This is a genomic window from Sanguibacter suarezii NBRC 16159 (genome assembly GCF_001552735.1).
In the GTDB taxonomy this organism is placed as follows: Bacteria; Actinomycetota; Actinomycetes; order Actinomycetales; family Cellulomonadaceae; genus Sanguibacter; species Sanguibacter suarezii.
The window spans coordinates 296,018-322,679 of the sequence record NZ_BCRT01000010.1 but is presented as its reverse complement, the minus strand read 5'-3'; the positions used below and the strand labels follow the sequence as shown (position 1 = coordinate 322,679).

Genomic DNA, 26,662 nt, shown 5'->3' with positions numbered 1-26,662 from the left:
TGGGCTCCGCAGTAGGGTCAAAGACGCATGCTGAGCGGCGTCGGGACGGTGCACGTCATGAGAACGTCACACACGTGGACGCTTCGTAACATGCGTGAAACATGAGGAACATGGAGGGGAAATCCACTCCCTCTAGGTTTGACAGTGCCCGGACCCAGGGCGACACCGACCAAGGAGTAGCGGATGTTCAAGAACGCCGAGGAGGCAATCGCCTTCACCCAGACCGATGGCGTCGAGTTCGTCGATGTGCGGTTCTGCGATCTGCCGGGTGTGATGCAGCACTTCAACATCCCGATCTCCCAGTTCGAGGCGTCGGCCTTCACCGATGGCATGATGTTCGACGGATCCTCGATCCGCGGTTTCCAAGCCATCCACGAGTCGGACATGAAGCTCATCCCCGACGTGACGACGGCGTACATCGACCCGTTCCGCAAGCGCAAGACGCTCATCGTGAACTTCTCGATCGTGGACCCCTTCACCGACGAGGCGTACTCCCGCGACCCGCGGAACGTGGCGTTCAAGGCTGAGGCCTACCTGCGCAGCACCGGCATCGCCGACACCGCGTTCTTTGCCCCCGAGGCCGAGTTCTACGTCTTCGACGACGTGCGCTTCCAGACGAGCCAGCACTCGAGCTTCTACTACCTCGACTCCAAGGAAGCGGCCTGGAACACCGGCCGCGTCGAAGAGGGCGGGAACCTCGGCTACAAGACCCGCTACAAGGGCGGCTACTTCCCCGTCTCCCCCAACGACCAGATGGCTGACCTGCGCGACGAGATGTGCGCAGTCCTCGGTCAGGTGGGCCTGGACGTCGAGCGCGCGCACCACGAGGTGGGCACCGCCGGCCAGCAGGAGATCAACTACCGCTTCTCGACGCTGACCGCCGCCGCGGACGACCTCATGAAGTTCAAGTACGTCATCAAGAACGTCGCCTGGGAAGCTGGCAAGTCCGCGACCTTCATGCCGAAGCCGCTCTTCGGCGACAACGGCTCGGGCATGCACTCCCACCAGTCCCTGTGGAAGGACGGCGTCCCGCTGTTCTACGACGAGAAGGGCTACGGCGGCCTCTCCGACCTCGCACGCTGGTACATCGGCGGTCTGCTCAAGCACGCTCCCGCGCTGCTGGCCTTCACCAACCCGTCGGTGAACTCCTACCACCGCCTGGTCCCGGGCTACGAGGCTCCGGTCAACCTGGTCTACTCCGCCCGCAACCGTTCCGCGTGCATCCGCATCCCGGTCACCGGCAACAACCCCAAGGCCAAGCGCGTCGAGTTCCGCGTCCCGGACCCGACGGCAAACCCCTACCTCGCCTTCGCCGCTCAGCTGCTCGCCGGCATCGACGGCATCAAGAACCGGATCGAGCCCCCGGAGCCGGTCGACAAGGACCTCTACGAGCTGCCCCCCGAGGAGCACGCGGCGATCCAGCAGGTTCCCGCCTCGCTCGAGGAGGCTCTGACCGCCCTCGAGGCCGACCACGACTTCCTCACCGTCGGGGATGTCTTCACCCCCGACCTCATCGAGACGTGGATCGACTACAAGCGCACCCACGAGATCGACCCCATCCGTCTGCGCCCGCACCCGCACGAGTTCGAGCTGTACTACGACATGTGATCGTCGCTGGTCACGACACCCGTCGTGAGTAGTTGAAAAGAAGTGCTGGCACCCCGGCCGCCCGTTGTGGCAACCGGGGTGCTGTGCTTTTGCCACAGGTTTGCCACGGCGCGGTGTGCCAACTGCCCCAGCGAGGGAAGGGCCGGAGAGGGCCGGGCATGCAGCTGCGCCCCGGTCTCCTGCCCCAGTCGAGCTCACCGATCCACCCGTTGCCCTGTAGGGGCTGGCACGTCCGTTGCCTCGCGTCAGGTGCCTAGGTGCGCCGCGCGCAGGGCGGAGATGGCTGCTTCGATCCCGTCGGGGTCGTCGCCGATGTCGGGCGCGTGGGCGCGGGTGGACGGGTCGAGTCGCACTCCGAGGTGTGCGAGCTCGACTAGCAGCGGCATCGTCGCCAGTCCGAGTTCGGTGAGCGAGTACCTGCCCTGCTTGCCGCGGGCACTCTCGGCCTTCGTCAGGAGGCCCTGATCGACGAGGTCGGCCAGCCGGCGTGACAAGACAGGCGCACTGATGCCCTCCTGACTGCCGGTGAGCAGCTCACGGAAAGACCGCCGGTCGTGCAGGGCGATGTCACGCAAGATCAGCAGGCTCCACCGATCGCCCAGCAGCTCAAGGCTGCGATTGATCGGGCACGACGAGCGCGGTTCGGAGATCATCGCCCTCCATCCGGGTAGTTGCACTTTGTGATCACTCACTCTACGCTGGAAACAACTAGTAACACAATGCAACTACTTGGCTGACGCCAGTCGGCCCGAGGAGACACGATGAAGGCCTTCGTCCTAGAGACGTACGGAAGGCCGCTCCGGGCGGTCGAGATGCCCGAGCCGACGCCGGCCCCGCACGAGGTTCTCGTGCGGATGGCTGCGTCCGGGGTCAATCACGCCGACGAGCGCACCCGCACCGGCGAGTTCAAGGCCGTCTTCCGCCTCGACCTGCCCAAGGTCATGGGTGGCGAGCTCTCCGGCGAGGTCATCGCCGTCGGTGAGGGCGTGACGAGATTCAGCCCCGGTGACCGCGTATACGGCTACACGGGCGTCGTCGCCATGGGCACCTGGGCCGAGGTCGTCGCCGTCGACGCCGCCGCCGTGGCACTCGCCCCGTCGAGCATCCCTCTCGTCGACGCTGCCGCCCTGCCCGTCGTCGCCCTGACCGCATGGCAGGCGCTCGTCGCAGTCGGTCAGATCCAGCCGGGGCAGACCGTCCTCGTGCACGGCGGGGCGGGCGGGGTCGGCTCGGCCGTGATCCAGCTCGCCAAGCACCTGGGCGCTACCGTCGCCACGACGGCATCGGCCGATAGCGCCGACGTTGTCAAAGACCTGGGCGTCGACATTGTCATCGACTACCGCAGCGAGGACTTCGTCGACCGGCTCGCCGACACCCCCGTCGACATCGTCGTCGACACCCAGGGCGGCGACATCACCACCCGCTCCCTCCGCGTCCTGCGTCGCGGCGGCATCGTCGTCGGCATCGCCGGGACGCCCGACCCGCACCTGGCCGATCAAGCCGGCGCGGGCCGCCTCGTCAAGGCCGCACTCGCCGTCCTCAGTTTCCGCCTGCGCCGGCAGGCCCGGCGCCTCGGCGTGCGCTACCGATTCCTGATCATCCAGCCCGACGGCGAAGCCCTGGCCGCGACTGCTGGGCTCGTCGATGACGGCATCCTGCACCCGATCGTCGACCGAGTGCTGCCGTTTGACGACACCCTGGCCGCACTCGACCAACTCCTCGCTGGTCGAGCTCGCGGCAAGATCCTCGTCACCACGACCCCCGAGGAAGGCACCAACCATGCCTGACACACCCGCCGCCTCGACGAGCCATCGCACCCGCGAGAGTGTCCGCTTCGCAGCACGCGCGATGACCTGGGTCACTGCCCCCACCCTCCACCTGGACGTCGCCGGCGACACACTCGCCTACCGCGAGCTCGGCGCCGACGCTGGGACACCGGTCCTGCTCCTCACCCACCTGGGCGCCACCCTCGACGAGTGGGACCCGCGCGTCGTTGACGCCCTCGCCGCCGGTCGCCGCGTCATCGCCGTGGACCTCCCCGGAGTGGGCGGATCGACCGGCACCGTCCCCTTGACCGTCCAGGGCATGGCCGACGCCGCGCGCGCGTTCGTCACCGCGCTCAGCCTCACCAGGATCGACCTCCTCGGCTTCTCGCTCGGCGGATTCGTCGCGCAGCAGGTCACCCTGGACGATCCCGGACTCGTGCGGAGGCTCGTCCTCGCCGGCACCGGGCCTGCGGGCGGCGCCGGAATCAACCACCCCACCGGCGCGGCATACATCTACGTCGACATGGTCCGCGCCGCGCTCGCCCGCACCGACGTCAAGGAGTTCCTCTTCTTCCCCCGCACGCCCGCAGGCAAGGCTGCCGCGAAGGACTACCTCGCGAGGATCCGGGAACGCGTGATGGACCGCGACGACCCCATCACCCTGACCGCATTCCGGCGCCAGATCACCGGCATCAAGACCTGGGGCCGCCAGCGGCCGCAGAACCTCGCCGCGATCACGGCGCCGACGCTGATCGCCAACGGCGACCACGACCGCATGGTCCCCACCGCACTGTCCCGCGACCTGCACGCCCGCATACCCGACAGCACCCTCGCCATCTACCCGGCCTCAGGCCACGGCGGCGTCTTCCACCACCATCACCACTTCGTCCCTACGCTCCTGGCACACCTCGACACCTGAAGCGAACTACGACCGGTTCGTGCAGCGGCTCTTCCGCGTCGCTCTGGTCACTTTATTCCGAATCTCAGGCGCACCTCGACTCGTTGCGAACGCCGAGTCAGCGCCACCACCTCAACCCGCAACGCCCCGCCGACCAGACGGTCGGCGGGGCGTTGCGGTGAGCCCTACTGCGGAAGGGCTACCTCGTCACTTGATGAAGAGCATCTCGCGATACTTCGGCAGCGGCCAGAGCGCGTCATCCACCTCGGCCTCAAGGGCGTCCGCATAGCTGCGGACGGTGTCCATGAGGCTGCGGATGGAGGTCGCCGAGTGGGACATGTGCGCCTTCGCGTCGGCAAAGTCGTGGCACTCCAGCTCCGACTCCAGCTGGGCGACCGTCGACAGCAGCAGGTTTGCGTTCTCGGCGATGACCTTGAGCTGGGTCGTGTCGAAGGACGCACCCACCTCCTGGGCGACGGCGTAGGTCTTCGCGAGATCCGCGGCGTAGGAGAGAGCCGCCGGGTAGATGACGGTCTTCGCCATGTCGATGACCAGCTTCGCCTCGACCGCGATCGAGTTGACGTACTGCTCGGCATAGACCTCGTACCGAGCGTTGAGCTCGGCCGCGGACAGCACTCCGGTCTTCTCGAACAGCTCGATGACCTCGGGCTCGCTGAACACCGGGAGGGCTTCAGCAGTGGTGGGCAAGTTGCGCAGGCCGCGCTCCTCGACGGCGGCGGTGTGCCACTCGGTGGAGTAGCCGTCGCCACCGAACACGGCGTCGCTGTGGAGTTCCATGAGCTCCTTGATGACACACGCGACAGCCTCGGGCGGAGTCTTGCCTGCCTCGAACTGCACCTCGAGCTGGTCGGCCACCCACGTCAGGGAGTCGGTCAGCATGGTGTTGAGGGCGGTCAGCGGGCCAGAGACGGACTGCGAGGAACCGACGGCGCGGAACTCGAAACGGTTGCCGGTGAAGGCGAACGGGGAGGTCCGGTTGCGGTCCCCCGGGTCACGCTTGAAGTTGAGGATCTGGGACAGACCGAGATCCATCACGCCGCCGTCGGTGGAGACCGAGATCTTGCCGGCCATGATGTCGTTGAAGACACCCTCGAGCTGGTCACCGAGGTAGACCGACATGATCGCCGGCGGGGCCTCGTTGGCGCCGAGGCGGTGGTCGTTGGACGCGGTGGCGATCACCGCGCGGAGCAGCGGCCCGAACTTGTGCACGCCGCGGATGACAGCGCCGCAGAACAGCAGGAAGTTGAGGTTGTGCTCCGGGGAGGTTCCCGGGTCGAGCAGGTTGCCCTGGGTGGAGTTGGCCACCGACCAGTTGACGTGCTTTCCCGAGCCGTTGACACCCGCGAACGGCTTCTCGTGCAGGAGGCAGAGGAACCCATGCTCGGCGGCAGTCGCCTTCATCACGGTCATCAGCAGCTGCTGGTGATCGGCGGCGACGTTGGCGTCCTCGTAGTACGGCGCGACCTCGAACTGGCCCGGGGCCACCTCGTTGTGATGGGTCTTGGCCGGGATCCCGAGGCGGTAGAGCTTCTCCTCGAAGTCCTGCATGAAGACCTGGACGCGCTCCGGGATGGCTCCGAAGTAGTGGTCGTCGAACTCCTGCCCCTTGGCCGGGGCGGCGCCGAAGAGGGTCCGGCCAGCGAGCAGCAGGTCAGGACGCGCGACGGCGAAGTGCTGGTCGACGAGGAAGTACTCCTGCTCGGCCCCGCAGCTCGCGTTGAGCGGTGCGATGTCGGTCTCGCCCATGAGGGTGAGCACGCGGCGGGCCGCGGCGTCCATCGCGGAGATGGAGCGGAGCAGCGGGATCTTCTTGTCGAGAGACTCTCCGGTCCAGGACATGAAGACGGACGGGATCATCAGCGTCGGCCCGTTGGCGGTCCACATGATGTACGCGGGGCTGGTCGGGTCCCAGGCGGTGTATCCGCGAGCGGCGTTGGTCATGCGCAGGGACCCGTTGGGGAAGGAGGAGCCGTCAGGCTCCCCCTTGATCAGCAGGCTGCCCGTGAACTCGGTGATCGCGTTGCCGTCGGCGTTCGTGACGATGAACCCGTCGTGCTTCTCGGCGGTGATGTTGGTGAGGGGGTAGAACACGTGCGAGAAGAACTTGACCCCCTTGCCCATCGCCCAGTCCTTCATCGCGGCGGCGACGATGTCGGCGGTGGCCGAGTCGAGAGGCTCGCCGGTCTTGACGGTCCTCTTGACGGCCTTGAAGGCGTTCTTGGACAGCGCCTCCTCCATCTTCGCCAGATTGAAGACGTCGATCGCCCAGATCTCGCTCAGCGGGCGGGTCTCCGCGGTCTCTACCGCGGTGCGGTTGAGCACCTCGGTGATGGCCTGGCTTCGGACTCTGTTGGCAGTCATGGTTCAGCTCTCTGTCGACGATGATCGCTCGCGCCAGGCTACGACCTCTGTGTTACCCGAAAGGACGCAATGTTTCGAACATGTTTCGTCCCCAGGTCAGGGCCCCTGGCACCACACGACGCTCAGGACGAGGCGGGCATGCCGTAGTGGTCGGCGAGCAGCTCGATCGTGCGGGCCTGGACCTGGCGGGAGTGCCCGGTCGTCACGAGCATGATCTCGTCGGCAGCGGTCCGTGCGTGGAGCGCATCGAGGACGGCCGCCACATCGGCTCCCGTGCCGTTGACGGTGTGCTGGGTGTAGAAGTCGAGGATCTGCTTCTCCTCGAGCGTGGCCGGGTACGCCTCGACCTCCTCAGGCGAGAGCAGGCTGTAGTGCTTGCGCTGGAACATGCGCAGCATCGCCATCGCGCCGGTACGCGCCTGACGCTTGGCCTCGACCGGATCATCGTGCGCCACGACAGCGATGCTGACGAGCGTATACGGCTCGGCGAGCACCGCAGAGGGCCGGAAGCTCTCACGGTAGAGCCGGAAGGCCGTCTCGATGTCAGCGTCGCCGAACTGCAGGGCGAACGCATAGGGGCGACCGAGCCGGCCGGCAAGCTGCGCAGAATAGGGCGACGACCCGAGGATCCAGGTCTCCGGGGTCGTCGACGACGGCGTCACACGGTTCTCGGCATCCTGCCACGGCCCCGGCACTGCATGGACGCCGCGATAGGGGTGCCCAGCCGGGAAGTCGCCGGCAAGGAAGGCCAGCAGCTCGTCGACCTGTTGAGGGAAGCTGTCGTTGGCGTCGTGGTGACGCCGCAGGGCGGAGGCGGTCGCCATGTCCGTCCCCGGAGCGCGCCCGAGGCCCAGGTCGACCCGTCCCGGCGCGAGCGCATTGAGCATCCCGAACTGCTCGGCGATGACCAACGGCGCATGGTTCGGCAACATCACGCCACCCGCTCCGAGGCGAATCCGCGACGTCTCCCCGATCAGGCGCGCGAGCATCAGCTGCGGCGACGAGGTCGACGCGCCCGGCATCGCGTGGTGCTCGGACATCCAGAACCGGTGAAAGCCGCGCTGGTCTGCGAGCTTCGCGAGCGCGATGACCTCCCCCAGCGCGACCTCGGCGCTCTGGCCGACTGCAGTGTGGGCGTTGTCGAGCACCGACAGAGTGAACGGGGCGGTACCTGAATGCGGGACGGGGAACATGCGACTCCTCAAACTCTCATGGCAAAGCAACTAGCTTGGCGTGAGAGTCATGCTAGCAGAGGACTCACGGCAAACTCTGACTGTTACCATGAGGACATGACGAAGCCCCCTCTCCCGCCCGCCCCCGGCGCAGACACGCATGCGAGCCTCGCGCTGGTCGGCACCGCTGTCGCACTTCCGGGCGGGCAGCATGCGGACGAGCTAGCCAGCCCCGAAGACGCCACACGCTGGCTCATCGAGCATGACCTCGTCCCGCACGAGACGACGCTGCTGACCTATTGCCAGACGCAGCTGACTGGCCTGCGCGCCCACCTTCGCGCCCTCTTCGACGCCCATGTAGCGGGCGAGGCTCCCCCCGAGACCGCGCTGGATGCTGTCAACAGCGCACTCCGGAAGGCTCCGAGCGCACGCACTCTGCGCCATGATGCCCAGACCGGATTCCGCCGAGAAACGGCCCATCCGGTCACCCAGCTCGTCGAGCACGCCATGGCCCAGATCAGCGAGGATGCAGCAACACTGCTCGCCGGCGACGAAGCCGATCTCCTCGCCCGCTGCGAAGCCCCTGCCTGCGACCGGATCTTCCTCCGCACGCACGCGCGGCGCCGATGGTGCTCGACCCGGTGCGGTGACCGTGTGCGGGCCGCTCGCGCCTATGCGAACCAGACCCGGCGGTAGCCCCCGCGGGCACGCGACCGAGACGCGTGGTCGGCCCGGTGTCCGGGCCGACCACGACGCTTCCTGCTAGGCCAGCCGGTCCGCCAGTGCGCGCAGAGCCTGCTGGAAGGCTTCGACAGGCGGGTGCGTGATGCCCGCCCCGATCATGCCGATGCCCGGTTCCTTGTGCGCGATCGCCGTGTTGATGAGGGGCAGGAGGCCCGTCTCCATGACCTTGCGCACGTCGATCCCCGTCGGCACACCCATGAAGTCCAGGGCCGGGATCGTGATGTTGGGGTTGTTCCCCGTGGTGATGGTGTTCATCGACCGCGAGTAGCCCATCGCCTCCTCCACCGTGCCACCCACGAGGGCCACGATCGCGGGGGCCGCAGCCATGGCGAAGCCGCCGATGCCGAAGGTCTCGGTGATCGCAGAGTCGCCCATGTCCAGGCCTCCGTCATCGCGCGTGTAGCCCGCGAACATCGGTCCGATGACCTCCTGAGCGGGGCCGGTGAACCACTGGCCGCCCGTGCCGGAGACGCGGATACCGAAGTCGACGCCGTTGCGAGCCATCGTCGTCACCACGGTCGAGTTCTCGATCCCGTTCGCGGCGTCGAGCGCTGCCTTGGCGGTGACCATCCAGGTCGGTCCGGAGAAGTAGTCCGAGGACTTGATGAAGTCGAAGACCTCGCGCTTCTCCTTCGTCGTGAAGTCCGACTCGAGGATGTACGGCGCAAGCGCCTGGAAGAGGAGCGTCGTCCCGGCGACGTTGCGGTTGTGCGCCTCGTCTCCCATGTGCAGCGCCTGGGAGAGCATCAGACGCAGGTCCAGCCCGTCGGTGTTGAGCTCCATGGCGCCGGCCAGGACCGGACCGAGCACGTCACGCATCCAGTTGAGGCGGTCGACGACGGACTGATCATTGGCCCCGAACCGCAGGATCTTCGACAGCTGCTCGGAGAGGTTGGTGTACGCGGTGTTGCCGAAGGCACGGTTGGTGACCTTGTGCACCCACATGCTCGCGCTGGTCACCCCCGCCATCGACCCCACGGACTGGTGCTCGTGGCACGGGGAGAAGGTGATCTCGCCCGAGGCAGCCAGCTCGAAGGCCTCGTCGAGGTTCGAGGCGAGCTTCTCGAAGACGAGCGCACCGGTGACTGCACCCTTCATCGGCCCTGACATGCGAGAGAACTCGATCGGCGGACCGGCGTGCAGGATCGTCGTCGGCGTCATCCCGGGGACGGTGTCCAGTGCCTGGCCGAAGCCCTCGAGGAAGGGCTGCGCGGCCAGGATGCGCTCCAGGGCGACGGCGTTCGCGGCGTCGATCTTCTCGGCGATCTCCGGCCGTTCGAGGCGCGAGAGGGCATCGATGACGTCAGGGTCTCCCCCGCCCGGTGGTGCCCAGTCCATGCGTACGGGGCGTGCGCCCTGCGCTGCCAGGTCGTCAGCGAACATGTCGAGACCCAGGTTGACGGGCCTGAGGTCGGATCCGAAGAGGTTGTTGATGGTCACAGCGTGTCATCCTTCGCGACGAACTCCCGGGCCAGCAGCCCGAGATTGGTGGAGGAGGAGGCCACGGTCACGCCAGCCTCCTCGAGGAGGGCGACCTGCTCAGCGACCGCCGGGGTGTCCAGGTCCGTACCCAGGACGTAGGCGAGAATCTCAAGGTGTTGACCCCGCTCAGCGGCGATGGCCTTCGCCTTGGCGATGGCTGGCACAGTGACCCCCACGGGGTTCTCGTGAGAGCCGAAGCCCACGATGAAGTCGAGGGCGATGACCCCGACCTCCGGGTCACGGGCCTCCGCGATGAGCCGGTCGAGTCGCACCTCGGGGGCGATCATCGGGTGCGGTCGGCCGTCGGTGAAGTCGTCGTCACCCATGTCGAGATAGGTGTGGGCCACCGAGGGCATGGAGGCCGTGAGATGACGCGCGGGGTCCTTCTGGATGTTGGAGTACACGTCGTCGAAGGTCTCCAGCGCCAGGAACATCGCTTCGTCGCAGAGCGTGCCCCCGCAGAACAGTCCGCGCACGTACTTCTGCTCGGGTGCGAGCGCTGATCGCACGCGCTGGACGAGGGCCGTGTCGACGGACTCGGACACGCCAGCTCCGTCGATCCCAGCGGCGCGCACGGCAGCCACTGCAGCGGCGTGCGTCCCCGAGGCGAGCGTGACGTTCGCATAGCCGGACTCGGTGCGCTCGCTGCCCAGGAAGGCGACGACGACGGGCTTCGTCGTCGCGCCCGCGGCGGCGAGGACCGCGGAGGCGACCTCGTCGGCCGGAGGCTTGGAGACGACGACGATGACGCTCGTCTGCGGGTCCGCGTCGAGCGCGCGGATGGCGTCGATCGTCATGATCCCGCCGATGCTGGTCGAGAGGTCACGCCCTCCGGTGCCGATCAGCTGCGAGATCCCCCCGCCGAGCTCGTGGATGCGGACCGCGATCTCCTGGCTGCCGGTCCCCGACGCGCCGACGATGCCCAGCGAGCCGCGGCGCACCGCGTTGGCGAAGGCGAGGCCAGTGCCGTTGATGATCGCCGTGCCGCAGTCGGGGCCCATGAGGAGCAAGCCCTTCTCGTGAGCCATGGTCTTGAGCTCGAGCTCGTCCTCGATCGAGACGTTGTCCGAGAAGATCATCACGTGCCTGTCGGCAGCGAGGGCCTTGCGCGCCTCACGTGCGGCAAAGGCGCCGTTGACCGAGATGAGGACGAGGTTCGCGTCGGGGACCTCGTCGAAGGCCTGGCCGAGCGTGTTGTACCGGATGTCGGCAGCCGCGTTCCCGGCACTCTTGCGAGCGAGGATGTCGTCGACCTCGCCCACTGCGCGCGCGAGCTGGTCCTCGTCGGTGTCGATGACGATCATGAGGTCGCTCGGCCGGGCGTCGTCGATGGCCGGGTCGGTGATCGAGAGGTTTGCGAGGACCTCCTTGTTCATCGGCGTCGCCATGGCGATGAACGCCTGCGTGACGCCCTCGATGCCGTTGGCCTTGGTGCTCATGGACATGAGCGAGACCGAGTCGAGGTAGGTGTTTTTTCTGATGTCGATGTGCCTGGTCATGATCTTCCTTGCGTGTTCGAGTGTCAGGCGGAGAGTCGGTCGGTCGTCGAGTAGTGATCCAGCAGCAGGTAGGCGACGCATCCGACGACGAGGCCGACGACGGCGTCGGAGAAGCCCTGTGCGAAGTAGTGGGTGATGAGCGCAGCGACTGCGCCGATCGCCCACGCGGCGAAGGCCGTTGGTCGGAACTTCTGCTCCCGCCGCCCGACGTGGCGACGGGCGAGGAAGATCTGGTCGGCGATGAGGACAGCACCGATCGGGGGAACGATCACTCCGAGCAGGGCGAGCCAGCTCACGAAGTAGTTCCAGGCACCCAGGACCGCGACGACGACGCCGATGATGCCGAGCACGAGCGTCACCACGCGCATGGTCGAGCGGGTGAGGTGTGACCAGCCGAGCGCACCGTTGTAGAGGCAGTGCGTGCACACGGAGCCGAGGTTGATGAAGATGAAGAGGACCAGGAAGATGTTGAGGAGGGTGTTGTTCTCACCGGTGAGGATCGGGGAGAAGTTCCCGCCCGCGATCTCCGGGCTCGCGATCGCTCCAGCGGCGACGAGCACCGCACCAGAGAGCTGCGCGACGAGGCTGGCGATGGGGAAGGCCGTGAGCGTGGCGAGGACGCCGTGCCGGCCGTTCTTCGCCCACCGTGTGAAGTCGGCGGTCATCGTGCCGGAATCGGCGAAGGTCGCGATGATCGCGGTGACTGCGGCGCCGAAGGTCATCGCGCCACCGACACCTTGGTAGGACGTCAGGTCGGAGAAGTCGCTCGTCCGGCTCGCGATGACGATCGCGATGATCACCGCGATGATGAACAGCGGAGCGGCGATGACGCCGAGGACAGACAACGCGCGGATCCCGAGGTAGGTGATCGCGATGAAGGCCAGTCCGGCGATGGCTGCGACCGCAGTCTCGTTCCAGCCGAATGCGGCGTTCAGGCTGTTGCCCGTCGCACCGGTGTTGAAGGCGAACCAGCCCACGACGACGGTCGACAGGAAGCCGGAGGCGATGGCGTATCCGGCCGTGCCGAAGGTCTCGGTCGCCTGGAGCGAGAAGCTCTTGCCGGTGCTGCCGGCGCGGTAGCTCAACAGGCTCACGTACACGGCCATGATCGCGTTGGCCACGAGGATCGCGGCCACGCCCTTGGGGAAGCCGAGCATCGCCACGACCAGTCCTCCAGGGACCGCGTTCGTGAGGATCATCGGGAACCCGAACCACACCGCCGAGACGGTGAAGAGGGACTTGCGCCGGTTGACGGGGACCGGAGAGTGCTCGTACTCCCCCGTCTCCTCCACCCCGGACGACGTCGTCACTGTGTGCTCAGTCATTGCTGTTCCCCTTATCGTTGTCGCGCTGCGCGCGGAGCTCGCTCTCGACATCGAGAGCGAGGGACATGCCCTTCAGGAGGTCACTGCCCGACGAGTGCCCGATGGAGAGCACTGCCGGCACGGCGGACCGGGTTCGTCCTTCGACGATCGCCATGGCGAGATCGTGGAAGCGTTGCCTGCCTCGTCCCTCGACGGCGGCGGCCATGGTGGTGGCGCTCAGCAACGTCGTGCGGTGGGCGGCTTCACCGAGGGCCCGGCGGATCGCCGGCCGTCGCGAGCCGAGGCGCATCCCGGGCTGCGCCGCGAGGAACGCCAGGCCGGTGATGATGTCGTCGCCCGACGGCGTCAGCCCTTCGCCGAGCCCGACGAGCGCGGCGACTGCGGCAGCGAGGTCGGGTCCGTCGGCGTCGGCGTCGAGCAAGCAGGCCCGCAACGCGACCGTCCGGGTGTGGATCACCTGCGCGCTGGCTCGGCCGAAGGGTGTCACCGGCTCGCGGACCGCCGCACCCAGGACGGCGCCGGCTCGCGCCAGGTCCCGCGTGGGGACCACCGCGAGGTCGACCGGCTGAGCGAACCAGCGGGTCTGCGGATCGAGACGCAGGCTGTGGTCTCCCCCGAGGAGCACGCCCTCCTGCGACAGCACGACGCTCGTGCCGATCAGCGGCTCCACCGCAGCCCAGTCCGCGACGCGGATGGTCCATGGCGCGTCGTCGAGCTCATCGGACGCCAGCGCCAGGAGACCGGCGCCGGGCACCAGGAGGTTGACGACGTGACGATGACGCGAGTGCACCGGGACGGGAGCAGCATTCGGCGCTCCGGGCAACAGCGGGGTGATTGCAGCGTCCCAGGACACCACGCTCGCAGTGCCGCGTCGGGCAACAGCGTTCATCGTCTTCTTCCCCGCGATGGGCCCGGCGGCTGGTCGCGCCGGCAACTCAGGTATACCATAGCGCTTTCTGGCATACCAAACACGTGGTTCTGCCCACCTCCACATCCCCCAGGAGACCCCATGCGCATCGTCGTAGCCCTCGGCGGCAACGCTCTAGCCCGTCGCGGAGAGCCGATGACGGCCGAGTTCCTCCGAGCCAACGTCCGATCGACCTGCGAGGCGCTCGCGAAGCTCGCGAGCGACTCCGAGATGGTCATCACCCACGGCAACGGACCCCAGGTCGGTCTGCTCGCGCTGCAGAACCTCGCCTACCAGGACGTCGCCGCCTACCCCCTCGACATCCTCGGTGCCGAGACGCAGGGCATGATCGGATACGTCGTCCAGCAGGAGCTCTCGAACGCCCTCGGCGGCGACCGCGAGGTCGTTGCCGTCATCACCACGACGGTCGTCGACGAAGCCGACCCGGCCTTCGACCGGCCGACCAAGCTCATCGGCCCGCAGTACTCGGCCGACGACGCCGCCGAGGCTGCCGCCGCCTACCGATGGACGATCGCCAAGGACGGCGACGCATTCCGCCGCGTGGTCCCCTCCCCCGAGCCCGTTGCGATCCTCCAGGCCCCGCTCGTGGACCGGCTGCTCGAGTCAGGCAGCCTGGTCGTGTGCGTGGGGGGCGGCGGTGTCCCCGTGCGCATCGACTCCCGTGGTCGCCAGGTCGGGGTGCAGGCCGTCGTCGACAAGGACGCCGCAAGCGCCGCGCTCGCTGCAGAGATCGGCGCTGACACGCTCATCATGCTCACCGATGGCGACTACGTCACCGAGAACTGGGGCACGCCAGGAGCTCGTGACATCCTCACCGCCTCCCCCGACGCCATCTCCAAGCTGGCATTCGCCGAGGGCTCGATGGCACCGAAGGTCGAGGCTGCGATCCGCGTCGCCCGCGCGGGTGGACGGGCGCTCATCGGACCGCTCGACCGCCTCGACGACCTGCTGGCACGCACGATCGGGACCGAGATCCGCCCCGACGTCGACGGCGGAATCGTCTACGTCTGAGGCCCGGGCCGGCGGCTCACTCCTCGCGCGGCGCGGCGCGCAGGAGTGGGTCGCTCTCGCGCCACGTCGGGTCGTCGAGGTAACGGATGTTGTCCATGTGCTCGAGGATCAGCGCACTGGTCTGCGCGACGTCGCGCATCGCGATCGCCTCGTAGAGCGCTTCATGCTCCCGCACGCTCCGCTCCGCGTCGGTCTCCTGCTGCACCAGGCGCCGCCGGATACGACCACGGAGCAGCCGGTCGATCTCGAGCAACATGTCGTTGCCCGCGATCGATGTCACGATCTCGTGAAAGTTGGCTGCCTCGATAGCAGCATGCGCACGGTCTCCGGCCTGCCATGCTCTGACCTCTCGGTCGAGCGCCGCCCGCAACAGGCCAAGCCCCTCTCGCGTGCGGCGGTTGGCCGCGAGCCGGAAGGCCAAGACCTCGAGCGCGGAACGCACCTCGTCGAGGTCTGCCATGTCCACCGGCGTGAACTCGCGCACCGTCGCAGAGGTGCGAGGCCGCAGGATGACAAGCCCTTCAGCCGCCAGCGTCTTGAGCGCTTCGCGGACCGGCACGCGGCTGACGCCCAGGTCTTCGGCGATCTCACGCTCGACCAGCTTGCTCGCCGGCGCGAGCGTCCCGCTGAGGATGTCCTCGCGGAGTCGACGTGTCACGCGTGCCGCGTCCGACTCGGGGTCCTCAGCCAGTTCCACGGCACCATCTTCCCACAGGGGGGCCTACCGACGGGCCGAGAAGGCGACGACAGGCGTCGGTCGTGATGCAGGTCCCACACCTGGTCAGGAGGGGCGTTGCGCCCCGCAGGCGGGCGTCAGCGGAAGCACCGCACCCTGAGAACCACTGCCACCTGATCGTGCAGCAGCCTGATTCAGCTGCACCGGTAGGCGTGGACCACTTCCCTTCCGCCGGTCGACCTGTCATGTTCCTGCTGCGAGGTCGTCCAACGCCTCCAAGACTGCTCGCCGGCCGATACCTGCGAGCACGGGGTTCGAGTGACGGTAGTAGTGCTCGGACATGAGGCCGAAGCACAGCGCCCAGCCACGTCCCCGCGCCCAGGTATCGGCGTCGGAGCCAACTGCGTCCGCGAATACCGAGCGGGTCTCGGGCGTGAACATCGTCCAAGCAGGTATGAGGTCGCACGCCGGGTCACCGACGCCCATGCCACCGAAGTCGATGACCGCGCTGAGCCGACCCTCCACCGTCAAGAGGTTGCCGGGGAGCAGGTCACCGTGCAGCCATACGGAGGGACCGTCCCACTGGGGCAGCGCCAGAACGGCTTCCCAGGCATCTCTCGTCTCGTGCGGATCGACGGTGCCGTCGGCGCCCAGGTCACGGATGGCGTCTTGGACGTAGTCGTCGCGGGTGCGCACGGGGCCGCCACGGAAAGAGGGCGGGCCTCCCGTCGGGTCTACTCGACGCAAGGCGGACACGAAGCGTCCGAGGCTCCCAGCCGCCTCGCGCAGATCCACGGGGGGCGCCACGAACGCGTCCTGACCCTCCAGCCAGCGGTAGACCGACCACGGCAGGGGGAACGGCTCGGACGGCGTACCGACTCCGAGGGGTGTCGGCACGTCCAACGGCAGGTCAGCCGACACGACAGGGAGCCACCGCTGTTCCTTGTCCACCTGATGTGCGGCTGCGGCGGCTCTTGGCAGTCGCACCACCAGGTCCGCGCCCAGCCGGAACATGGCGTTGTCGGTTCCCGAGGAGGGGACTCTCGAGAGTGACAGGTGCGCCCAGGACGGGAACTGCCGGGCGACGAGGTCGGCCACCAGCGCCTCGTCGATGACCAGATCCTCGGGGGCCCGGCTGGGCGGAGTCACGATCACCGATCAGTCGAACCGTCGGTGAGAGGAACGGAGAACCAGCCCCCGGGCCGGCTGCCGACCACACCAGCGCTTCTAGCCATGCCCCGCCCATCCTTGCCTCGCGCGCCTGGTGAAAACGTGGACAACGACAGATCCGTCACCCTGGGCATCTCCCTCGTCCGCGTTTCGCCTGCTCACGCGTGATCCTTGAGATCGGAGGCGCACCGCAGGAAGAACGTCGTAAACCGCTCCTTCTGGATGGCTGAACGCTAAGAGGATGAACCGCGCATGTCAATCGTGGCGCCCTGAGCGGGACGGACGATGATCCGGCATCCGCAGGGGCGCCCCGCTGCGTCTCGGGAACGCTCTTTGACGGGCGTCGAACCTCTTCTCCCTGCAACTCAGCATGCGATCCCTCCACGGGTGGCTGAACCGACGAAGGTCTGCGACGGTGAATATCGCACCCCAAGGACCGCGGACACGCCCCGCAAGGTTCAGCAGAACCGCCCTGACCGCTCCTCATGGTGCTGAGCACGGCAACTGAAGCACGACGGCACGACGTACCGAGCCGCGTCTGCCGCTGGCTACACCGACGATGGGACATCGCTATGTGCACAGGAATCAGGTTCTCTGACGGTCAGGACAACCTCTACCTCGCCCGCAATCTTGACTGGACGAGCGGGTACGGTCAGCAGGTGGTGTTGACTCCCACCGGCTACGCGCCGCGGTCGCCCTTCGGCGCAGTGGGCAGCATCGAGCATGCGACGATCGGTATGGGCATCGTCGAGGAGGACACCCCGCTGTACTTCGACTGCGGCAACGACGCAGGGCTGGCCATCGCCGGCCTCAACTTCCCGGGGTACGCGGCGTATGCCTCCGGTCCGGTCGAGGGCGCGGTCAACGTCGCCGCATACGAGTTCCCGCTCTGGGTGGCTTCACAGTTCGCCAGCGTCGACGAGGTCGAGGCCGCACTCCAGGACGTGGTGATCGTCGACAAGCCGATCAACGACAAGTACCCGAGTTCCCTGCTCCACTGGATCATCGCCGACGCGACGCGCTCCATCGTCGTGGAGTACACGAGCGATGGCATGCACGTCTTCGACGACGACGTCGATGTCCTGACGAACCAGCCGGGCTTCGCCTGGCACCACGAGAACCTGCGCAACTACCTCAACACCTCGCCCGAGTTTCCCGAGGAGACCGTGCTGGGCAGGGCTCATCTCACGCCGTTCGGCTCTGGCTCGCACATGCGCGGGATCCCCGGGGACTACTACTCGCCGTCGCGGTTCGTCCGCGCGGCATACGTCAACGCCCACTACCCGACCAAGGGCAACGAGGAGGAGAACGTCAGCCGGGCGTTCCACACGCTGCAGCAGGTCGCGATGGTCGACGGCTGCGCCGCGATGGGCTCGGGCGAGTTCGAGATCACGATCTACACGGGGCTCTTCTCCTCGCGGACTTCGACGTACTACTGGAACACCTACGACGACCCGAGGATCCGCAGCGTCGCGATGGCCGAGCACCCGACGGACGGCGACAAGCTCGTCATGGCATAGCTGCGGGCCGATGGGTGGTCATGAACGCTGACGTCGTCGCACCGGGCGGTCGCTCCCACATGTGAGCCACGTACCTTTGCCTCATGACCATCACCTACGTCGATTCCGGACCGGTCGACGACGATGACCTGAGCCGGCTCCACGACCGCGCCTTCACCGGGTCCGCGTCCGGGACGACCGTCCCGTGGTCGGAACGGTTGCGCGCGCACAGTGTGGCGTGGGTGTGCGCTGAGCTCGACGGACAGCTGTGCGGTTTTGTGCACGCGTGCTGGGACGGCGGCAGCCATGCCTTCGTCCTGGACGCCGTCGTCCTCCCGGAGGTGCAGCGCCGCGGCGTCGGCACTGAGCTTGTCCGGCGGCTGCGCGATCAGGTGCGCGAGGCGGGGTGCGAGTGGCTGCACGTCGACTACGAACCTCGCTTCGAGGCCTTCTACCGCACGTGCGGCTTTACCTCGACCCGCGCCGGCGTCCAACGACTGAGGTGACCGAGAGGCGGCGCCGCGCAGGTGGAACGTCGGTCAGGGAACCTCGATCACTGCCTTGCCGCGGATGCCGCCCTTGGCGAGCCCAGCCAGCGCCTGGGGAGTCTGGTCGAAGGGCATGACACGTCCGACGACGGGACGCAGCACGCCGTCGTCGACCAGGGTGGTGATCTGGCGGAGCTGGGCGCCGCTGGCGTGCATGAACAGGAACTCGTACCTCACCCCCAGCTTCTTCGCGTGCCGGCGGACGCGGGCGCTCAGGGCGGTGATGGCCAGTCGCAGCACGCGGTTGAGGCCCTGCTCGCGGGCGAACGCCGGGTCGGGCGGACCGGAGATGCCGATCGCCGTGCCGCCTGGAGCCAGCACGCGCAGGGACTTCTCGAGATTCTCACCGCCCAGGCTGTCCAGCACGAGGTCGTAGCCGTCAAGGAGCTGTTCGAAGTCTTGGGTGCGGTGGTCGATGACCACGTCGGCCCCCAGCCCCCGCACGAAGTCGGCGTTGGCCGCGCTGGCCGTGGTCGCGACCGTCGCGCCCAGGTGCTTGGCCAGCTGGATGGCGATGGACCCGACGCCGCCGGCGCCGGCGTGGATGAGCACCTTCTGACCGGGGCGCACCGTCCCGCGCTCGACGAGGACCTGCCACGCGGTGAGCGCCACCAGCGGCAGCGAACCCGCCTCGTCCATGGTGATGGACGTCGGCTTGGGCGCGAGGTCCGACTCGGGGACCGCGATCCGCTCTGCGAAGGTGCCGATGTGGTCTCTCGAAGGGCGGCCGTAGACCTCGTCGCCCGGCGCGAACCCCTGCACCTTCGACCCGACGTCGATGACGGTCCCTGCGACGTCGTGCCCGAGGATCAGCGGCAGCTGGTAGGGAAGGATCTGCTTGAACTCACCCTCGCGGATCTTCTCGTCCAGCTGGTTGAGGCCGGCAGCGCGCACCTGGACGAGCACGTCGCGCTCCCCCACCACGGGTTCTGGCACGTTGGTGTCCAGCAGCGGACCCTTGTACCGGTTGACGACGAACGCTCTCACGCGATCACTCCTTGACGGTGGCAGCCCAGGCGTGGGCGCAGAGCCTATCGTCCGCCACGCGGAGGTTCTTCGCTCACGATGTCCACCGAGATCAGTGCGAGACTGGTCCCACTTCAGCGTGTGTGCAGGGAGCAGGCCCCCACGGCGACCCGACAGTCGCCCCTCAGACGGGAGTGTGGCAGATGAGCCACGAACCGAACAGCGACCAGCTTCCTCTCGGGATGCGCCCAGGGATCAACGCCAACCCCCTCGCTCCGCCGATGCGGGATGCCGCATCGCGCGAGGAGGCCGCCCGTCCGCTGCGCACGTTCGTGCTGTCGACGGTGCCTGTCGTCGTGGTGCTCGTCGGTGCGCTCCTGCTCACCCGCTAGACCGCAGCAGGCGCCGCCTTGGCGGCCTTCTTCATCCCGGCGATCGTGAGCATCACACCGACCACCACCCAGCCTGCCAGCGTGAGCGCCGGGACCAGGCCACCGGACCCGCCGAAGTAGGCGGCAGACCGGACGAGGGCGCCCGTGGCACCGGGGGGCAGCAGCTGACCGAAGGCACCCAGCCCGGCGGGCAACCAGGCCCCCGTCGTGGCGATGCCGGCGAGCGGGTTGCCCAGGAACATCATGGTCATCGCACCGATGGTGAAGCCCTTGCCCCCGAAGAGCTTCTGCAGCCCCGCCAGCGGGAGAGCGAGAGCGGCGATGCCGAGCGCCATGGACCCGGCCACGGGCAGGAACACCCCGGACACGCTGCCGAACCAGAGCTGGAGCACCGCTGCCACGACGGCGCCGCCCACGACGGAGAAGGCGAGGATCCCGCCGAGCCGCCATCCGTTGCGCCGCGGGAAGACCGAGGCGAAGGCGACGACCGGCACGATGCCCCCGAAGACGAGGGGGAAGGCCAGCCCGCCGATGCCGACTCCGGTCGGGTCGGCCTCAGGCAGCGGGACGACGTCGACGACGCCCAGCTGAGCGCCGCTGGCTGCTGCCAGCTGGGTGGCCGTCGCGGTCACCGTGCCGGAGATCGCCGTGGAGCCGGCGCTCGCCACGAGGGCCCGCACGTCAGTGTCCGTGAGCACGAGACCGCCGACGACGTCCCGCCTCTCGATCGCGGTCGTGAGCTCGTCCTCACTGTCGAAGTGACGCGTGGCATACGCGTCCGGGGTCACCGACGACAACGACTCCTCCGCCTGGGCGAGGCCGGCGGGACTGCCCACCAGGCCCAGCGGCAGGCCATGGGCCCCGCTCTTGAGGGAGGGAACGATGAAGAGCGCGAGCAGCAGGACGAGGATCGCGGCCAGCCCAGCCGTCATGCCCACCAGCGACACGGCGGGCCGGGGAGCCTTTCGGGTGGGCACCTGCTCCGGAGCCAAGTCTGAGGGCGCGGCCTGGGTCTCCAGGGCCACGGGTGTGTTGGTCGTCATGTGTCCACTCTCTATTCCGGAGGAAAATCCTCCGGTTCTGTGGACGATAATCCTCCGGTTAGGCTCGTCTCGTCAAGTCACCCCAGCAGAGACGGAGGTCACCATGAGGGCCGATGCCGCGCGGCGCCGCGCCGCCATCATTCGTGAAGCCCGCCGCCTCTTCGCCGAGGACGGCAGTGACGTCGCCCTCGACACCGTCGCGGACGCCGCGGGTGTGGGCATCGCAACCCTGTACCGAAACTTCGAGTCTCGCACTGCCCTCATCGAGCAGGTCACTCTCGCGATCCTGGACGACCTCTCCGCCGCGACAGCAGCGGCGACGGCCGAGCTGGCGGGCGACCCGGACACCGTCTGGCGCCGATATGTCACGCGGCTGGTCGACCTCGACCTGGGCGCCCTCACAGCGGCCTTCTCTCAGGAGGTGGCCGGCGGCCTGTCCGGCCCGGTCCGCGAGGCGCAGGAGAAGTCACTCGCTGACGTCGAAGAGCTGCTCGTCCACGCGCGCACCGCCGCGCTCGTCCCCCACGACGTCGGAGCCCTCGAGCTCGTGGTCGCGCTGGGTGTGGTCACCCGGCCCCAGCCCGAGGCTGTCAGGGAAGCCGCGCCGCACCTCGTGGACCGACTGGTCACGCTCGTGCTGGCAGGCCTGCGCGCCGAAGCCCTCGCCTCAGAGGTCACTCCGCACAGCGACTGAGCAGCCACTCCTCCTCGGTGAGCCCCGGACTCTGGCCGACGGCGGCGCCTGCACCCTCCACCCCGGGGCCGAGCTTCCCGTCGTACGTCGTCCCCAGCCGGTCCTGGAACGTGCGGACCGTGACCGTCAGCCCCGCACCGTCACCGAGCTCGACAAAGTCGTTGCCCGTGGTGAAGCCTCGGGTCCACTGACCGAAGGAGCGGGCAGCAGGCTCGCCGTAGAAGGCGATCACGACAGCTTCACCCGCACTGGCAGTCATCCCGCTGTGGCGCACCGCGACCGACGTCGGGTTGAGCTTGACCACCTCCTCGCCGCCGGAAGCCAGGACCTGGCCCGCGCCGAGCACGGTGTTGCCGTCGACGACGATCTCCACCGCAGGGCTGGCCCGCTCCTGGGACCGCATGACCACTCCGTCGGTCAACAGAGGCGAGACCGCCGCCAGCATCGCGTGGGCGTTGCCACCGCTGTTGAGCGAGAGATCGACGACCCACCCGCACAGGTCCACCTCTGTGTAGGGCTTCACCGCCGCGATCCCGGCATCGACATAGCGCTGGACAAGGTCAGCGTCGTCGAGCGCGAACGCCGGGACGGTCAGCACCCCGATGCCGTCCTCGACCACGACACTCGGGAGAGCGGGCCCGTCCACGCCGGTCGCGGCAGCCTCCCACGCCTGAACCTCCTGCGGCGTGCGGAACCAGCTGTGCGGCCCGCCGGCGACCACGGCGAGGTGGTCCAGGAGGGCGTGGACGTCCGCCACGGAGCTGGTCTCGGAGATTGCGGCCCGCGCCTCCCGCGTGGCCACGCCCCACTCCGGAGAGTCCGCCCTGATGCCACGGTCCAGCACGCCGATCGCAGACTCGAGATAGCTCTGCGCGGAGATTCCCGGCTCCTGGGCCGCCGGAGCGCAGGACGCCGTGACGAGCACCGCGAGCGCCCATGCCACCGCTCGTCTTGGTCGTGGTCGTCCCATCTCACCTCCGCTCACGCTGCGCCCGTGGTGGCTGCCTGCGCTGAGCGCGGGGCCCGTCGTGCGCTCACAACGTAGCCGCAGGGGGTGGAGGTGTCGACCGGCGCGGCTCTCTTCTGCGAGGTCAGCCTGCTGCGGCTAGCGTCAGACGATGACCAGTTCACCGCAGGCACCTCAGAACAACAAGGCCGCGAAGATCTTGTACCGCCCCTTCGGGCTCGTGAGCTCGATCGCTGGCGGGCTCGTCGCCGGGCAGGTCTTCAAGCGGGTCTACAAGCGCGCCGCTCCCGGCAACCACAGCGAGGCCCCCGGGCCGCTGCAGTCGCAGTACTCCACTCGCGAGATCCTCTTCGCGGCGCTCATCCAGGGCGCGATCTACGCGGTCGTCAAGGCTGCCATCGACCGCGGCGGGGCGAGGGCCTTCGAACGCTGGACGGGCGAGTGGCCCGGGGAATGAGAGCCGGGGCGCAGCGCTAACGCTTGCGTGCCTCGATGAGGAACCGCGTGGAGAAGGCCACGAACGAGCCCGTCGGTGGCCATGAGTCTGTCACTGCCATGAGCGGGCAGCCGCGCCGCACCTGGCCGCCGAGACGCGCTCGCACTTGCGCATGCGCACTCGAAGGTGCCGATCTACGGTGGAAGGACACCCCGACGGATCCCACCGGAGACCGGATGAGACCGACGGCTCGTCAAGACGGCGGCGAGCGATTCCGGGGAAGGTCACCGTTGGCGTCCGCGACGACCACAGCGCCGTCCACCTCACACCTCAACGGTCGCCTCGCCGGAGTCGAGGATCGAGCGGCACCAGCCGCTCCACCCTGACACGACCACACCGCACGAGAGCGAGGCACCACCATGGCAACAGGAGAAACCGGGTTCGACGACGTCACCTTCGACCTGATCTCGCTGCAGTACCACTCCCTCAAGGCCGGGCACGACTACGGGCAGTATGTCCGCGACGCCCGCAACGCCGGCAAGGACGACATCGCTGAGTTCTTCGAGTCCGTCATGGCTGAGGACTCCGAACGCGCCCAGCGGTGCCACTCCTTCTTGTCAGAGCTGACCCAGCAGGGCACGTCGGCCACCCAGCCGCAGGGCGCTGGCGGCTGACCGACGAGAGGCGCCAGGCACATGACCACCGACACCACCGCTGACACGATCGTCGAGCGCCTGGTCGCCTGGGGGGTCGAGCGCGTCTTCGGCTACGCCGGGGACGGCATCGACCCCCTCCTGGCGGCGCTCCACCGACACCAGGACCGCATCGAGCTGGTCACCGCCCGCCACGAGGAGATGGCCGCCTTCATGGCGGTCGGTCACGCCAAGTACAGCGGAGAGGTGGGGGTGTGCCTGGCGACCCAGGGTCCCGGCGCGATCCACCTGCTCAACGGCCTGTACGACGCCAAGCTCGACCGCAAGCCCGTCGTGGCCCTCGTGGGGCAGGTGGCCACCACCGCCCTGGGTGCGGGCTACCAGCAGGAGGTGGACCTGCAGACGCTGTTCAAGGACGCGTGCGCGCAGTACGTCCAGACGGTCACCTCGCCCGACCAGCTCCCGCACGTGCTCGACGACGCCTTCCGCACCGCGCTGGCCACGTCCAGCCCGGTGAGCGTGATCATCGCGCACGACGTCCAGAAGGCTGAGGCCCCCGAGCTCCAGACGCACGCCCACGCGCAGGTGACCACCTCCACGGCCTTCGCCCGGGGGCGCAGCCTGCCCCTGGAGCCTGACCTGCAGGCGGCGGCCGCGCTCCTGGGCGCCAGCGAGCGCGTCGCGGTGCTCATCGGCCAAGGGGCGCAGGGCGCCGAGCAGGAGGTCCGCGCCGTCGTGGAGCGGCTGGGCGCCGGACTGACCACGTCGTTGCTCGGCAAGCCGCTGCTGGAGGAGTCGCTGCCCTACCACTGCGGCGTCATGGGGCACCTGGGGACCACCGCTTCAGCAGACCTCATGGCGGGCTGCGACACGCTGCTCATCGTCGGCAGCAACGACCCGTGGACGGAGTTCTACCCCGCCCCGGGCCAGGCGCGCGCCGTCCAGATCGACATCACCGCACGCAACATCGCCGCCAAGTACCCCGTGGAGGTAGCCCTCGCCGGAGACGCGAAAGACACTCTCGCCGCACTCCTGCCGCTGCTTCCCGAGCGCACCGGATGGGCCGCGCAGGTCGCGCGCTCGGTCGAGGCCTGGCACCGGGTGGCCGAGCAGCGGGTGGAGCACCAGACCGACCGGCTCAACCCCCAGCGCGTCGTCGCCGGGCTCGACGCGCACCTGCCCGCCGACGCGCAGGTCGCGGTGGACGTCGGCTCGATCACCTACTGGTACGCCCGCTTCCTGCACCTGCCTGTCGGGGTGCCCGCGCACCTGTCCAGCACGCTGGCGTCGATGGGCTGCGCGATGCCCTACGCCATCGCGGCGAAGCTGCTGCACCCGGGCCGCCCGGTGATCGCCCTGGCTGGGGACGGTGCGATGCAGATGAACGGCATCTCGGAGCTCATCACCGTCGCGGCCCGGTGGCCCACCTGGCCCGACCCGCGCTTCGTCGTGCTGGTGCTCAACAACGGCGATCTTGCCGAGGTCTCCTGGGAGCAGCGGGAGATGGAGGGCGACCCACGCTTCCCCGCCTCCCAGACCGTGCCGGACTTCCCCTACGCGCGCTACGCCGAGATCCTCGGGCTGCAGGGGATCCGTATCGACTCCCCCGACCAGGTCTGGGGTGCGTGGCGGGATGCTCTGGCGGCGTCTCGCCCCACCCTCATCGAGGCGGTGGTGGACCGTGACACCCCGTTGCTCGCCCCGCGCCAGGAAGCGGAGACGATCGACCAGATGCTCGCGGGGCTGGCCCAGGAGCCCGGCGGCGAGCGCGCCGGTGACCTGCTGCGGCGCCAGCGCGAGGACGAAGAGGCCGAGGACGAAGAGGCGTAGCGGGCTACCGCCCGCCCGAGGACCGGGCCACGGTCGCCAGGTCCCGCCGGACCGCCTCCGGCACCGGCCTGCGGCGGCGCAGCGCGAGGTGCGCCGTCGTCAGGGACCTGGCCAGCCCCCGGCGCTGCGCGCGACCGCCCACCGCGAGCGCGCCTGCGCGCCGGAGCACGTCGGGCCACGGCCGCAGGAGCAGCGCGGAGGTCATGGAGGACCGCGCGATGGCGGCCGCCCTCTCCTGCGGGCTTGACCTGGCCGGGGAGGGATGGTGGTGGACGACGACGTCGTCGACGTAGACGAGCGACCACCCCCGGGCTGCCAGACGCAGCGCGACCGGTTCCTCCTCCCCCGGGAACCGAACCAGCGGGTCGAACCCGCCCACGTCCAGGAACGCGTCCCGGCGCACCATCGTGGCGCAGGCGACGAAGCCGAGGACGCGCGGGCCCGGCAGGCCCGGTGAGTGCAGCGGGGACCGGGCCAGCTCGGCGTTCATCGGATCAGCCCTGTCCTGCGGTCCCACGAGGATCGCGCCCGCCACCGCGGCCACGCGGGGATGGTCGGCGAGCACCTGGGCGGCCGTGCGCAACGCTCCGGGGCTCCACCAGGAGTCGTCGTCGGCGAAGGCGACATAGGGCGTGCGGGCACGCTCGACGCCCACGGTGCGCGCCAGCGACCCGACGTTCTCCGCCAGCTCCACCACCGTCACCTGCGGGAACCGGCTGCGGACCTGGGCCGCGGTGCCGTTGGAGGAGTCGTTGTCCACCAGGACGACCGGGGCGTCGTGGCGCGGCAGGGAGGTCAGCAGCTCCGTGCACCGGTCGCGGCTCATGACCACCACGGTGACCCGCTCGTCCTCCATGCGTGCCTCCCTGCGTCACCCCGCCGCACCCTCGTGGAAGTGCGAGCCGCGGAGAAGCGGTTCATTGTTGGGGTGACGGACCGGTTGCAGGAGGTCGACCGCGCATCCGTGCCGGCT

The 26,662-nt window shown here is 68.6% G+C and carries 25 protein-coding genes; 12 read left to right on the top strand and 13 right to left on the bottom strand.

The features are described 5' to 3' along the window. Window positions 1–183: 183 nt before the first annotated feature. Window positions 184–1,608 carry a type I glutamate--ammonia ligase gene (glnA, locus tag SS2_RS06080; protein ID WP_066462068.1) on the top strand — a complete coding sequence of 475 codons (1,425 nt, stop codon included), beginning with the start codon at window positions 184–186 and terminating at the stop codon, window positions 1,606–1,608. Between the two features lie 245 nt (window positions 1,609–1,853). On the opposite strand, the gene SS2_RS06075 is transcribed toward glnA, so the two are convergent. After that, the gene (locus SS2_RS06075; RefSeq protein ID WP_066462067.1) at window positions 1,854–2,261 is read right to left on the bottom strand and encodes a winged helix-turn-helix transcriptional regulator; all 408 of its coding nucleotides are present in this window, start codon (window positions 2,259–2,261) and stop codon (window positions 1,854–1,856) included. A gap of 108 nt (window positions 2,262–2,369) precedes the next feature. On the opposite strand from SS2_RS06075, the gene SS2_RS06070 reads away from it, so the two are divergent. Together SS2_RS06070 and SS2_RS06065 are read left to right on the top strand one after the other, a co-directional pair. Further along, complete coding sequence (locus tag SS2_RS06070; RefSeq protein ID WP_066462061.1) at window positions 2,370–3,395, top strand: NADP-dependent oxidoreductase; 1,026 nt, start codon at window positions 2,370–2,372, stop codon at window positions 3,393–3,395. After that, the gene (locus SS2_RS06065; protein WP_245643380.1) at window positions 3,388–4,293 is read left to right on the top strand and encodes an alpha/beta fold hydrolase; all 906 of its coding nucleotides are present in this window, start codon (window positions 3,388–3,390) and stop codon (window positions 4,291–4,293) included. The genes SS2_RS06070 and SS2_RS06065 overlap by 8 nt, the downstream gene beginning before the upstream one ends. A gap of 186 nt (window positions 4,294–4,479) precedes the next feature. Here the strand turns inward: SS2_RS06065 and SS2_RS06060 are convergent, their stop codons facing one another. Next, a complete protein-coding gene (locus tag SS2_RS06060) occupies window positions 4,480–6,654 on the bottom strand; it encodes a glutamine synthetase III family protein (RefSeq protein WP_066462059.1) in 2,175 nt (724 codons plus the stop codon). 122 nt (window positions 6,655–6,776) lie between these two features. After that, a complete protein-coding gene (locus SS2_RS06055; protein WP_245643379.1) occupies window positions 6,777–7,802 on the bottom strand; it encodes an LLM class flavin-dependent oxidoreductase in 1,026 nt (341 codons plus the stop codon). 141 nt (window positions 7,803–7,943) lie between these two features. On the opposite strand from SS2_RS06055, the gene SS2_RS16945 reads away from it, so the two are divergent. Then, on the top strand, window positions 7,944–8,522 hold the full coding sequence (locus tag SS2_RS16945) for a CGNR zinc finger domain-containing protein (RefSeq protein ID WP_083941827.1): 579 nt from the start codon (window positions 7,944–7,946) through the stop codon (window positions 8,520–8,522). Between the two features lie 66 nt (window positions 8,523–8,588). On the opposite strand, the gene SS2_RS06045 is transcribed toward SS2_RS16945, so the two are convergent. The 4 genes from SS2_RS06045 to SS2_RS06030 are packed head-to-tail and all read right to left on the bottom strand — an operon-like array spanning window position 8,589 to window position 13,765. After that, window positions 8,589–10,010 (bottom strand): YlbE family protein, encoded by a 1,422-nt coding sequence (locus SS2_RS06045; RefSeq protein ID WP_245643378.1) that lies wholly within the window; start codon window positions 10,008–10,010, stop codon window positions 8,589–8,591. Beyond that, a complete protein-coding gene (gene fdrA / locus SS2_RS06040; RefSeq protein ID WP_066462056.1) occupies window positions 10,007–11,551 on the bottom strand; it encodes an acyl-CoA synthetase FdrA in 1,545 nt (514 codons plus the stop codon). The genes SS2_RS06045 and fdrA overlap by 4 nt, the downstream gene beginning before the upstream one ends. A gap of 23 nt (window positions 11,552–11,574) precedes the next feature. Beyond that, a complete protein-coding gene (locus tag SS2_RS06035; protein WP_066462054.1) occupies window positions 11,575–12,876 on the bottom strand; it encodes a cytosine permease in 1,302 nt (433 codons plus the stop codon). After that, the gene (locus tag SS2_RS06030) at window positions 12,869–13,765 is read right to left on the bottom strand and encodes an oxamate carbamoyltransferase subunit AllH family protein (protein WP_169796263.1); all 897 of its coding nucleotides are present in this window, start codon (window positions 13,763–13,765) and stop codon (window positions 12,869–12,871) included. The genes SS2_RS06035 and SS2_RS06030 overlap by 8 nt, the downstream gene beginning before the upstream one ends. Before the next feature lie 120 nt (window positions 13,766–13,885). On the opposite strand from SS2_RS06030, the gene SS2_RS06025 reads away from it, so the two are divergent. After that, on the top strand, window positions 13,886–14,815 hold the full coding sequence (locus SS2_RS06025) for a carbamate kinase (RefSeq protein ID WP_066462048.1): 930 nt from the start codon (window positions 13,886–13,888) through the stop codon (window positions 14,813–14,815). Between the two features lie 16 nt (window positions 14,816–14,831). On the opposite strand, the gene SS2_RS06020 is transcribed toward SS2_RS06025, so the two are convergent. Together SS2_RS06020 and SS2_RS06015 are read right to left on the bottom strand one after the other, a co-directional pair. Beyond that, the gene (locus SS2_RS06020) at window positions 14,832–15,512 is read right to left on the bottom strand and encodes a GntR family transcriptional regulator (RefSeq protein ID WP_066462045.1); all 681 of its coding nucleotides are present in this window, start codon (window positions 15,510–15,512) and stop codon (window positions 14,832–14,834) included. A 222-nt stretch (window positions 15,513–15,734) separates the two neighbouring features. Continuing rightward, window positions 15,735–16,640 carry an aminoglycoside phosphotransferase family protein gene (locus SS2_RS06015; protein WP_066462446.1) on the bottom strand — a complete coding sequence of 302 codons (906 nt, stop codon included), beginning with the start codon at window positions 16,638–16,640 and terminating at the stop codon, window positions 15,735–15,737. 593 nt (window positions 16,641–17,233) lie between these two features. Between SS2_RS06015 and bsh the strand changes: the two genes are divergently transcribed. Further along, window positions 17,234–18,181, top strand: coding sequence for a choloylglycine hydrolase (bsh, locus tag SS2_RS06010; protein ID WP_066462043.1), 948 nt, complete (start codon window positions 17,234–17,236; stop codon window positions 18,179–18,181). Between the two features lie 83 nt (window positions 18,182–18,264). Next, window positions 18,265–18,666: a GNAT family N-acetyltransferase gene (locus tag SS2_RS06005; protein WP_066462039.1), complete on the top strand. Its 402-nt coding sequence runs from the start codon at window positions 18,265–18,267 to the stop codon at window positions 18,664–18,666. Window positions 18,667–18,699: 33 nt separating this feature from the next. On the opposite strand, the gene SS2_RS06000 is transcribed toward SS2_RS06005, so the two are convergent. Beyond that, window positions 18,700–19,695 carry an NADP-dependent oxidoreductase gene (locus tag SS2_RS06000; RefSeq protein WP_066462038.1) on the bottom strand — a complete coding sequence of 332 codons (996 nt, stop codon included), beginning with the start codon at window positions 19,693–19,695 and terminating at the stop codon, window positions 18,700–18,702. A gap of 182 nt (window positions 19,696–19,877) precedes the next feature. Here SS2_RS06000 and SS2_RS05995 point away from each other — a divergent pair, with 182 nt between their 5' ends. Continuing rightward, window positions 19,878–20,066, top strand: a complete 189-nt coding sequence (locus tag SS2_RS05995) for a hypothetical protein (protein ID WP_066462037.1) — start codon at window positions 19,878–19,880, stop codon at window positions 20,064–20,066. Here the strand turns inward: SS2_RS05995 and SS2_RS05990 are convergent. Further along, complete coding sequence (locus SS2_RS05990) at window positions 20,063–21,109, bottom strand: hypothetical protein (RefSeq protein WP_217995569.1); 1,047 nt, start codon at window positions 21,107–21,109, stop codon at window positions 20,063–20,065. The two genes, SS2_RS05995 and SS2_RS05990, sit on opposite strands and share 4 nt — an antisense overlap. Window positions 21,110–21,212: 103 nt before the next feature. On the opposite strand from SS2_RS05990, the gene SS2_RS05985 reads away from it, so the two are divergent. After that, a complete protein-coding gene (locus tag SS2_RS05985; protein ID WP_066462036.1) occupies window positions 21,213–21,803 on the top strand; it encodes a TetR/AcrR family transcriptional regulator in 591 nt (196 codons plus the stop codon). Here the strand turns inward: SS2_RS05985 and SS2_RS05980 are convergent. Then, window positions 21,784–22,746, bottom strand: coding sequence for a S41 family peptidase (locus SS2_RS05980; protein ID WP_066462034.1), 963 nt, complete (start codon window positions 22,744–22,746; stop codon window positions 21,784–21,786). The genes SS2_RS05985 and SS2_RS05980 overlap by 20 nt on opposite strands. Window positions 22,747–22,921: 175 nt before the next feature. Here SS2_RS05980 and SS2_RS05975 point away from each other — a divergent pair, with 175 nt between their 5' ends. The 3 genes from SS2_RS05975 (at window position 22,922) to SS2_RS05965 (ending at window position 25,689) form a co-directional block, all read left to right on the top strand. Continuing rightward, the gene (locus SS2_RS05975; protein WP_066462033.1) at window positions 22,922–23,227 is read left to right on the top strand and encodes a DUF4235 domain-containing protein; all 306 of its coding nucleotides are present in this window, start codon (window positions 22,922–22,924) and stop codon (window positions 23,225–23,227) included. A 398-nt stretch (window positions 23,228–23,625) separates the two neighbouring features. Then, complete coding sequence (locus SS2_RS05970) at window positions 23,626–23,880, top strand: acyl carrier protein (protein ID WP_066462032.1); 255 nt, start codon at window positions 23,626–23,628, stop codon at window positions 23,878–23,880. Window positions 23,881–23,901: 21 nt separating this feature from the next. Then, window positions 23,902–25,689 carry a thiamine pyrophosphate-requiring protein gene (locus tag SS2_RS05965; protein WP_066462031.1) on the top strand — a complete coding sequence of 596 codons (1,788 nt, stop codon included), beginning with the start codon at window positions 23,902–23,904 and terminating at the stop codon, window positions 25,687–25,689. A gap of 4 nt (window positions 25,690–25,693) precedes the next feature. Here SS2_RS05965 and SS2_RS05960 read toward each other — a convergent pair whose 3' ends face one another. Then, window positions 25,694–26,545 (bottom strand): glycosyltransferase, encoded by an 852-nt coding sequence (locus SS2_RS05960; RefSeq protein ID WP_066462029.1) that lies wholly within the window; start codon window positions 26,543–26,545, stop codon window positions 25,694–25,696. Between the last annotated feature and the right edge of the window lie 117 nt (window positions 26,546–26,662).

Bases quoted from the DNA above. Each gene is read 5' to 3' on its own strand.
- glnA (WP_066462068.1), top strand. From the start codon at position 184: ATGTTCAAGAACGCCGAGGAGGCAATCGCCTTCACCCAGACCGATGGC.
- SS2_RS06075 (WP_066462067.1), bottom strand. From the start codon at position 2,261: ATGATCTCCGAACCGCGCTCGTCGTGCCCGATCAATCGCAGCCTTGAG.
- SS2_RS06070 (WP_066462061.1), top strand. From the start codon at position 2,370: ATGAAGGCCTTCGTCCTAGAGACGTACGGAAGGCCGCTCCGGGCGGTC.
- SS2_RS06065 (WP_245643380.1), top strand. From the start codon at position 3,388: ATGCCTGACACACCCGCCGCCTCGACGAGCCATCGCACCCGCGAGAGT.
- SS2_RS06060 (WP_066462059.1), bottom strand. From the start codon at position 6,654: ATGACTGCCAACAGAGTCCGAAGCCAGGCCATCACCGAGGTGCTCAAC.
- SS2_RS16945 (WP_083941827.1), top strand. From the start codon at position 7,944: ATGACGAAGCCCCCTCTCCCGCCCGCCCCCGGCGCAGACACGCATGCG.
- fdrA (WP_066462056.1), bottom strand. From the start codon at position 11,551: ATGACCAGGCACATCGACATCAGAAAAAACACCTACCTCGACTCGGTC.
- SS2_RS06035 (WP_066462054.1), bottom strand. From the start codon at position 12,876: ATGACTGAGCACACAGTGACGACGTCGTCCGGGGTGGAGGAGACGGGG.
- SS2_RS06030 (WP_169796263.1), bottom strand. From the start codon at position 13,765: ATGAACGCTGTTGCCCGACGCGGCACTGCGAGCGTGGTGTCCTGGGAC.
- SS2_RS06025 (WP_066462048.1), top strand. From the start codon at position 13,886: ATGCGCATCGTCGTAGCCCTCGGCGGCAACGCTCTAGCCCGTCGCGGA.
- bsh (WP_066462043.1), top strand. From the start codon at position 17,234: ATGTGCACAGGAATCAGGTTCTCTGACGGTCAGGACAACCTCTACCTC.
- SS2_RS06005 (WP_066462039.1), top strand. From the start codon at position 18,265: ATGACCATCACCTACGTCGATTCCGGACCGGTCGACGACGATGACCTG.
- SS2_RS05995 (WP_066462037.1), top strand. From the start codon at position 19,878: ATGAGCCACGAACCGAACAGCGACCAGCTTCCTCTCGGGATGCGCCCA.
- SS2_RS05990 (WP_217995569.1), bottom strand. From the start codon at position 21,109: ATGACGACCAACACACCCGTGGCCCTGGAGACCCAGGCCGCGCCCTCA.
- SS2_RS05985 (WP_066462036.1), top strand. From the start codon at position 21,213: ATGAGGGCCGATGCCGCGCGGCGCCGCGCCGCCATCATTCGTGAAGCC.
- SS2_RS05975 (WP_066462033.1), top strand. From the start codon at position 22,922: ATGACCAGTTCACCGCAGGCACCTCAGAACAACAAGGCCGCGAAGATC.
- SS2_RS05970 (WP_066462032.1), top strand. From the start codon at position 23,626: ATGGCAACAGGAGAAACCGGGTTCGACGACGTCACCTTCGACCTGATC.
- SS2_RS05965 (WP_066462031.1), top strand. From the start codon at position 23,902: ATGACCACCGACACCACCGCTGACACGATCGTCGAGCGCCTGGTCGCC.
- SS2_RS05960 (WP_066462029.1), bottom strand. From the start codon at position 26,545: ATGGAGGACGAGCGGGTCACCGTGGTGGTCATGAGCCGCGACCGGTGC.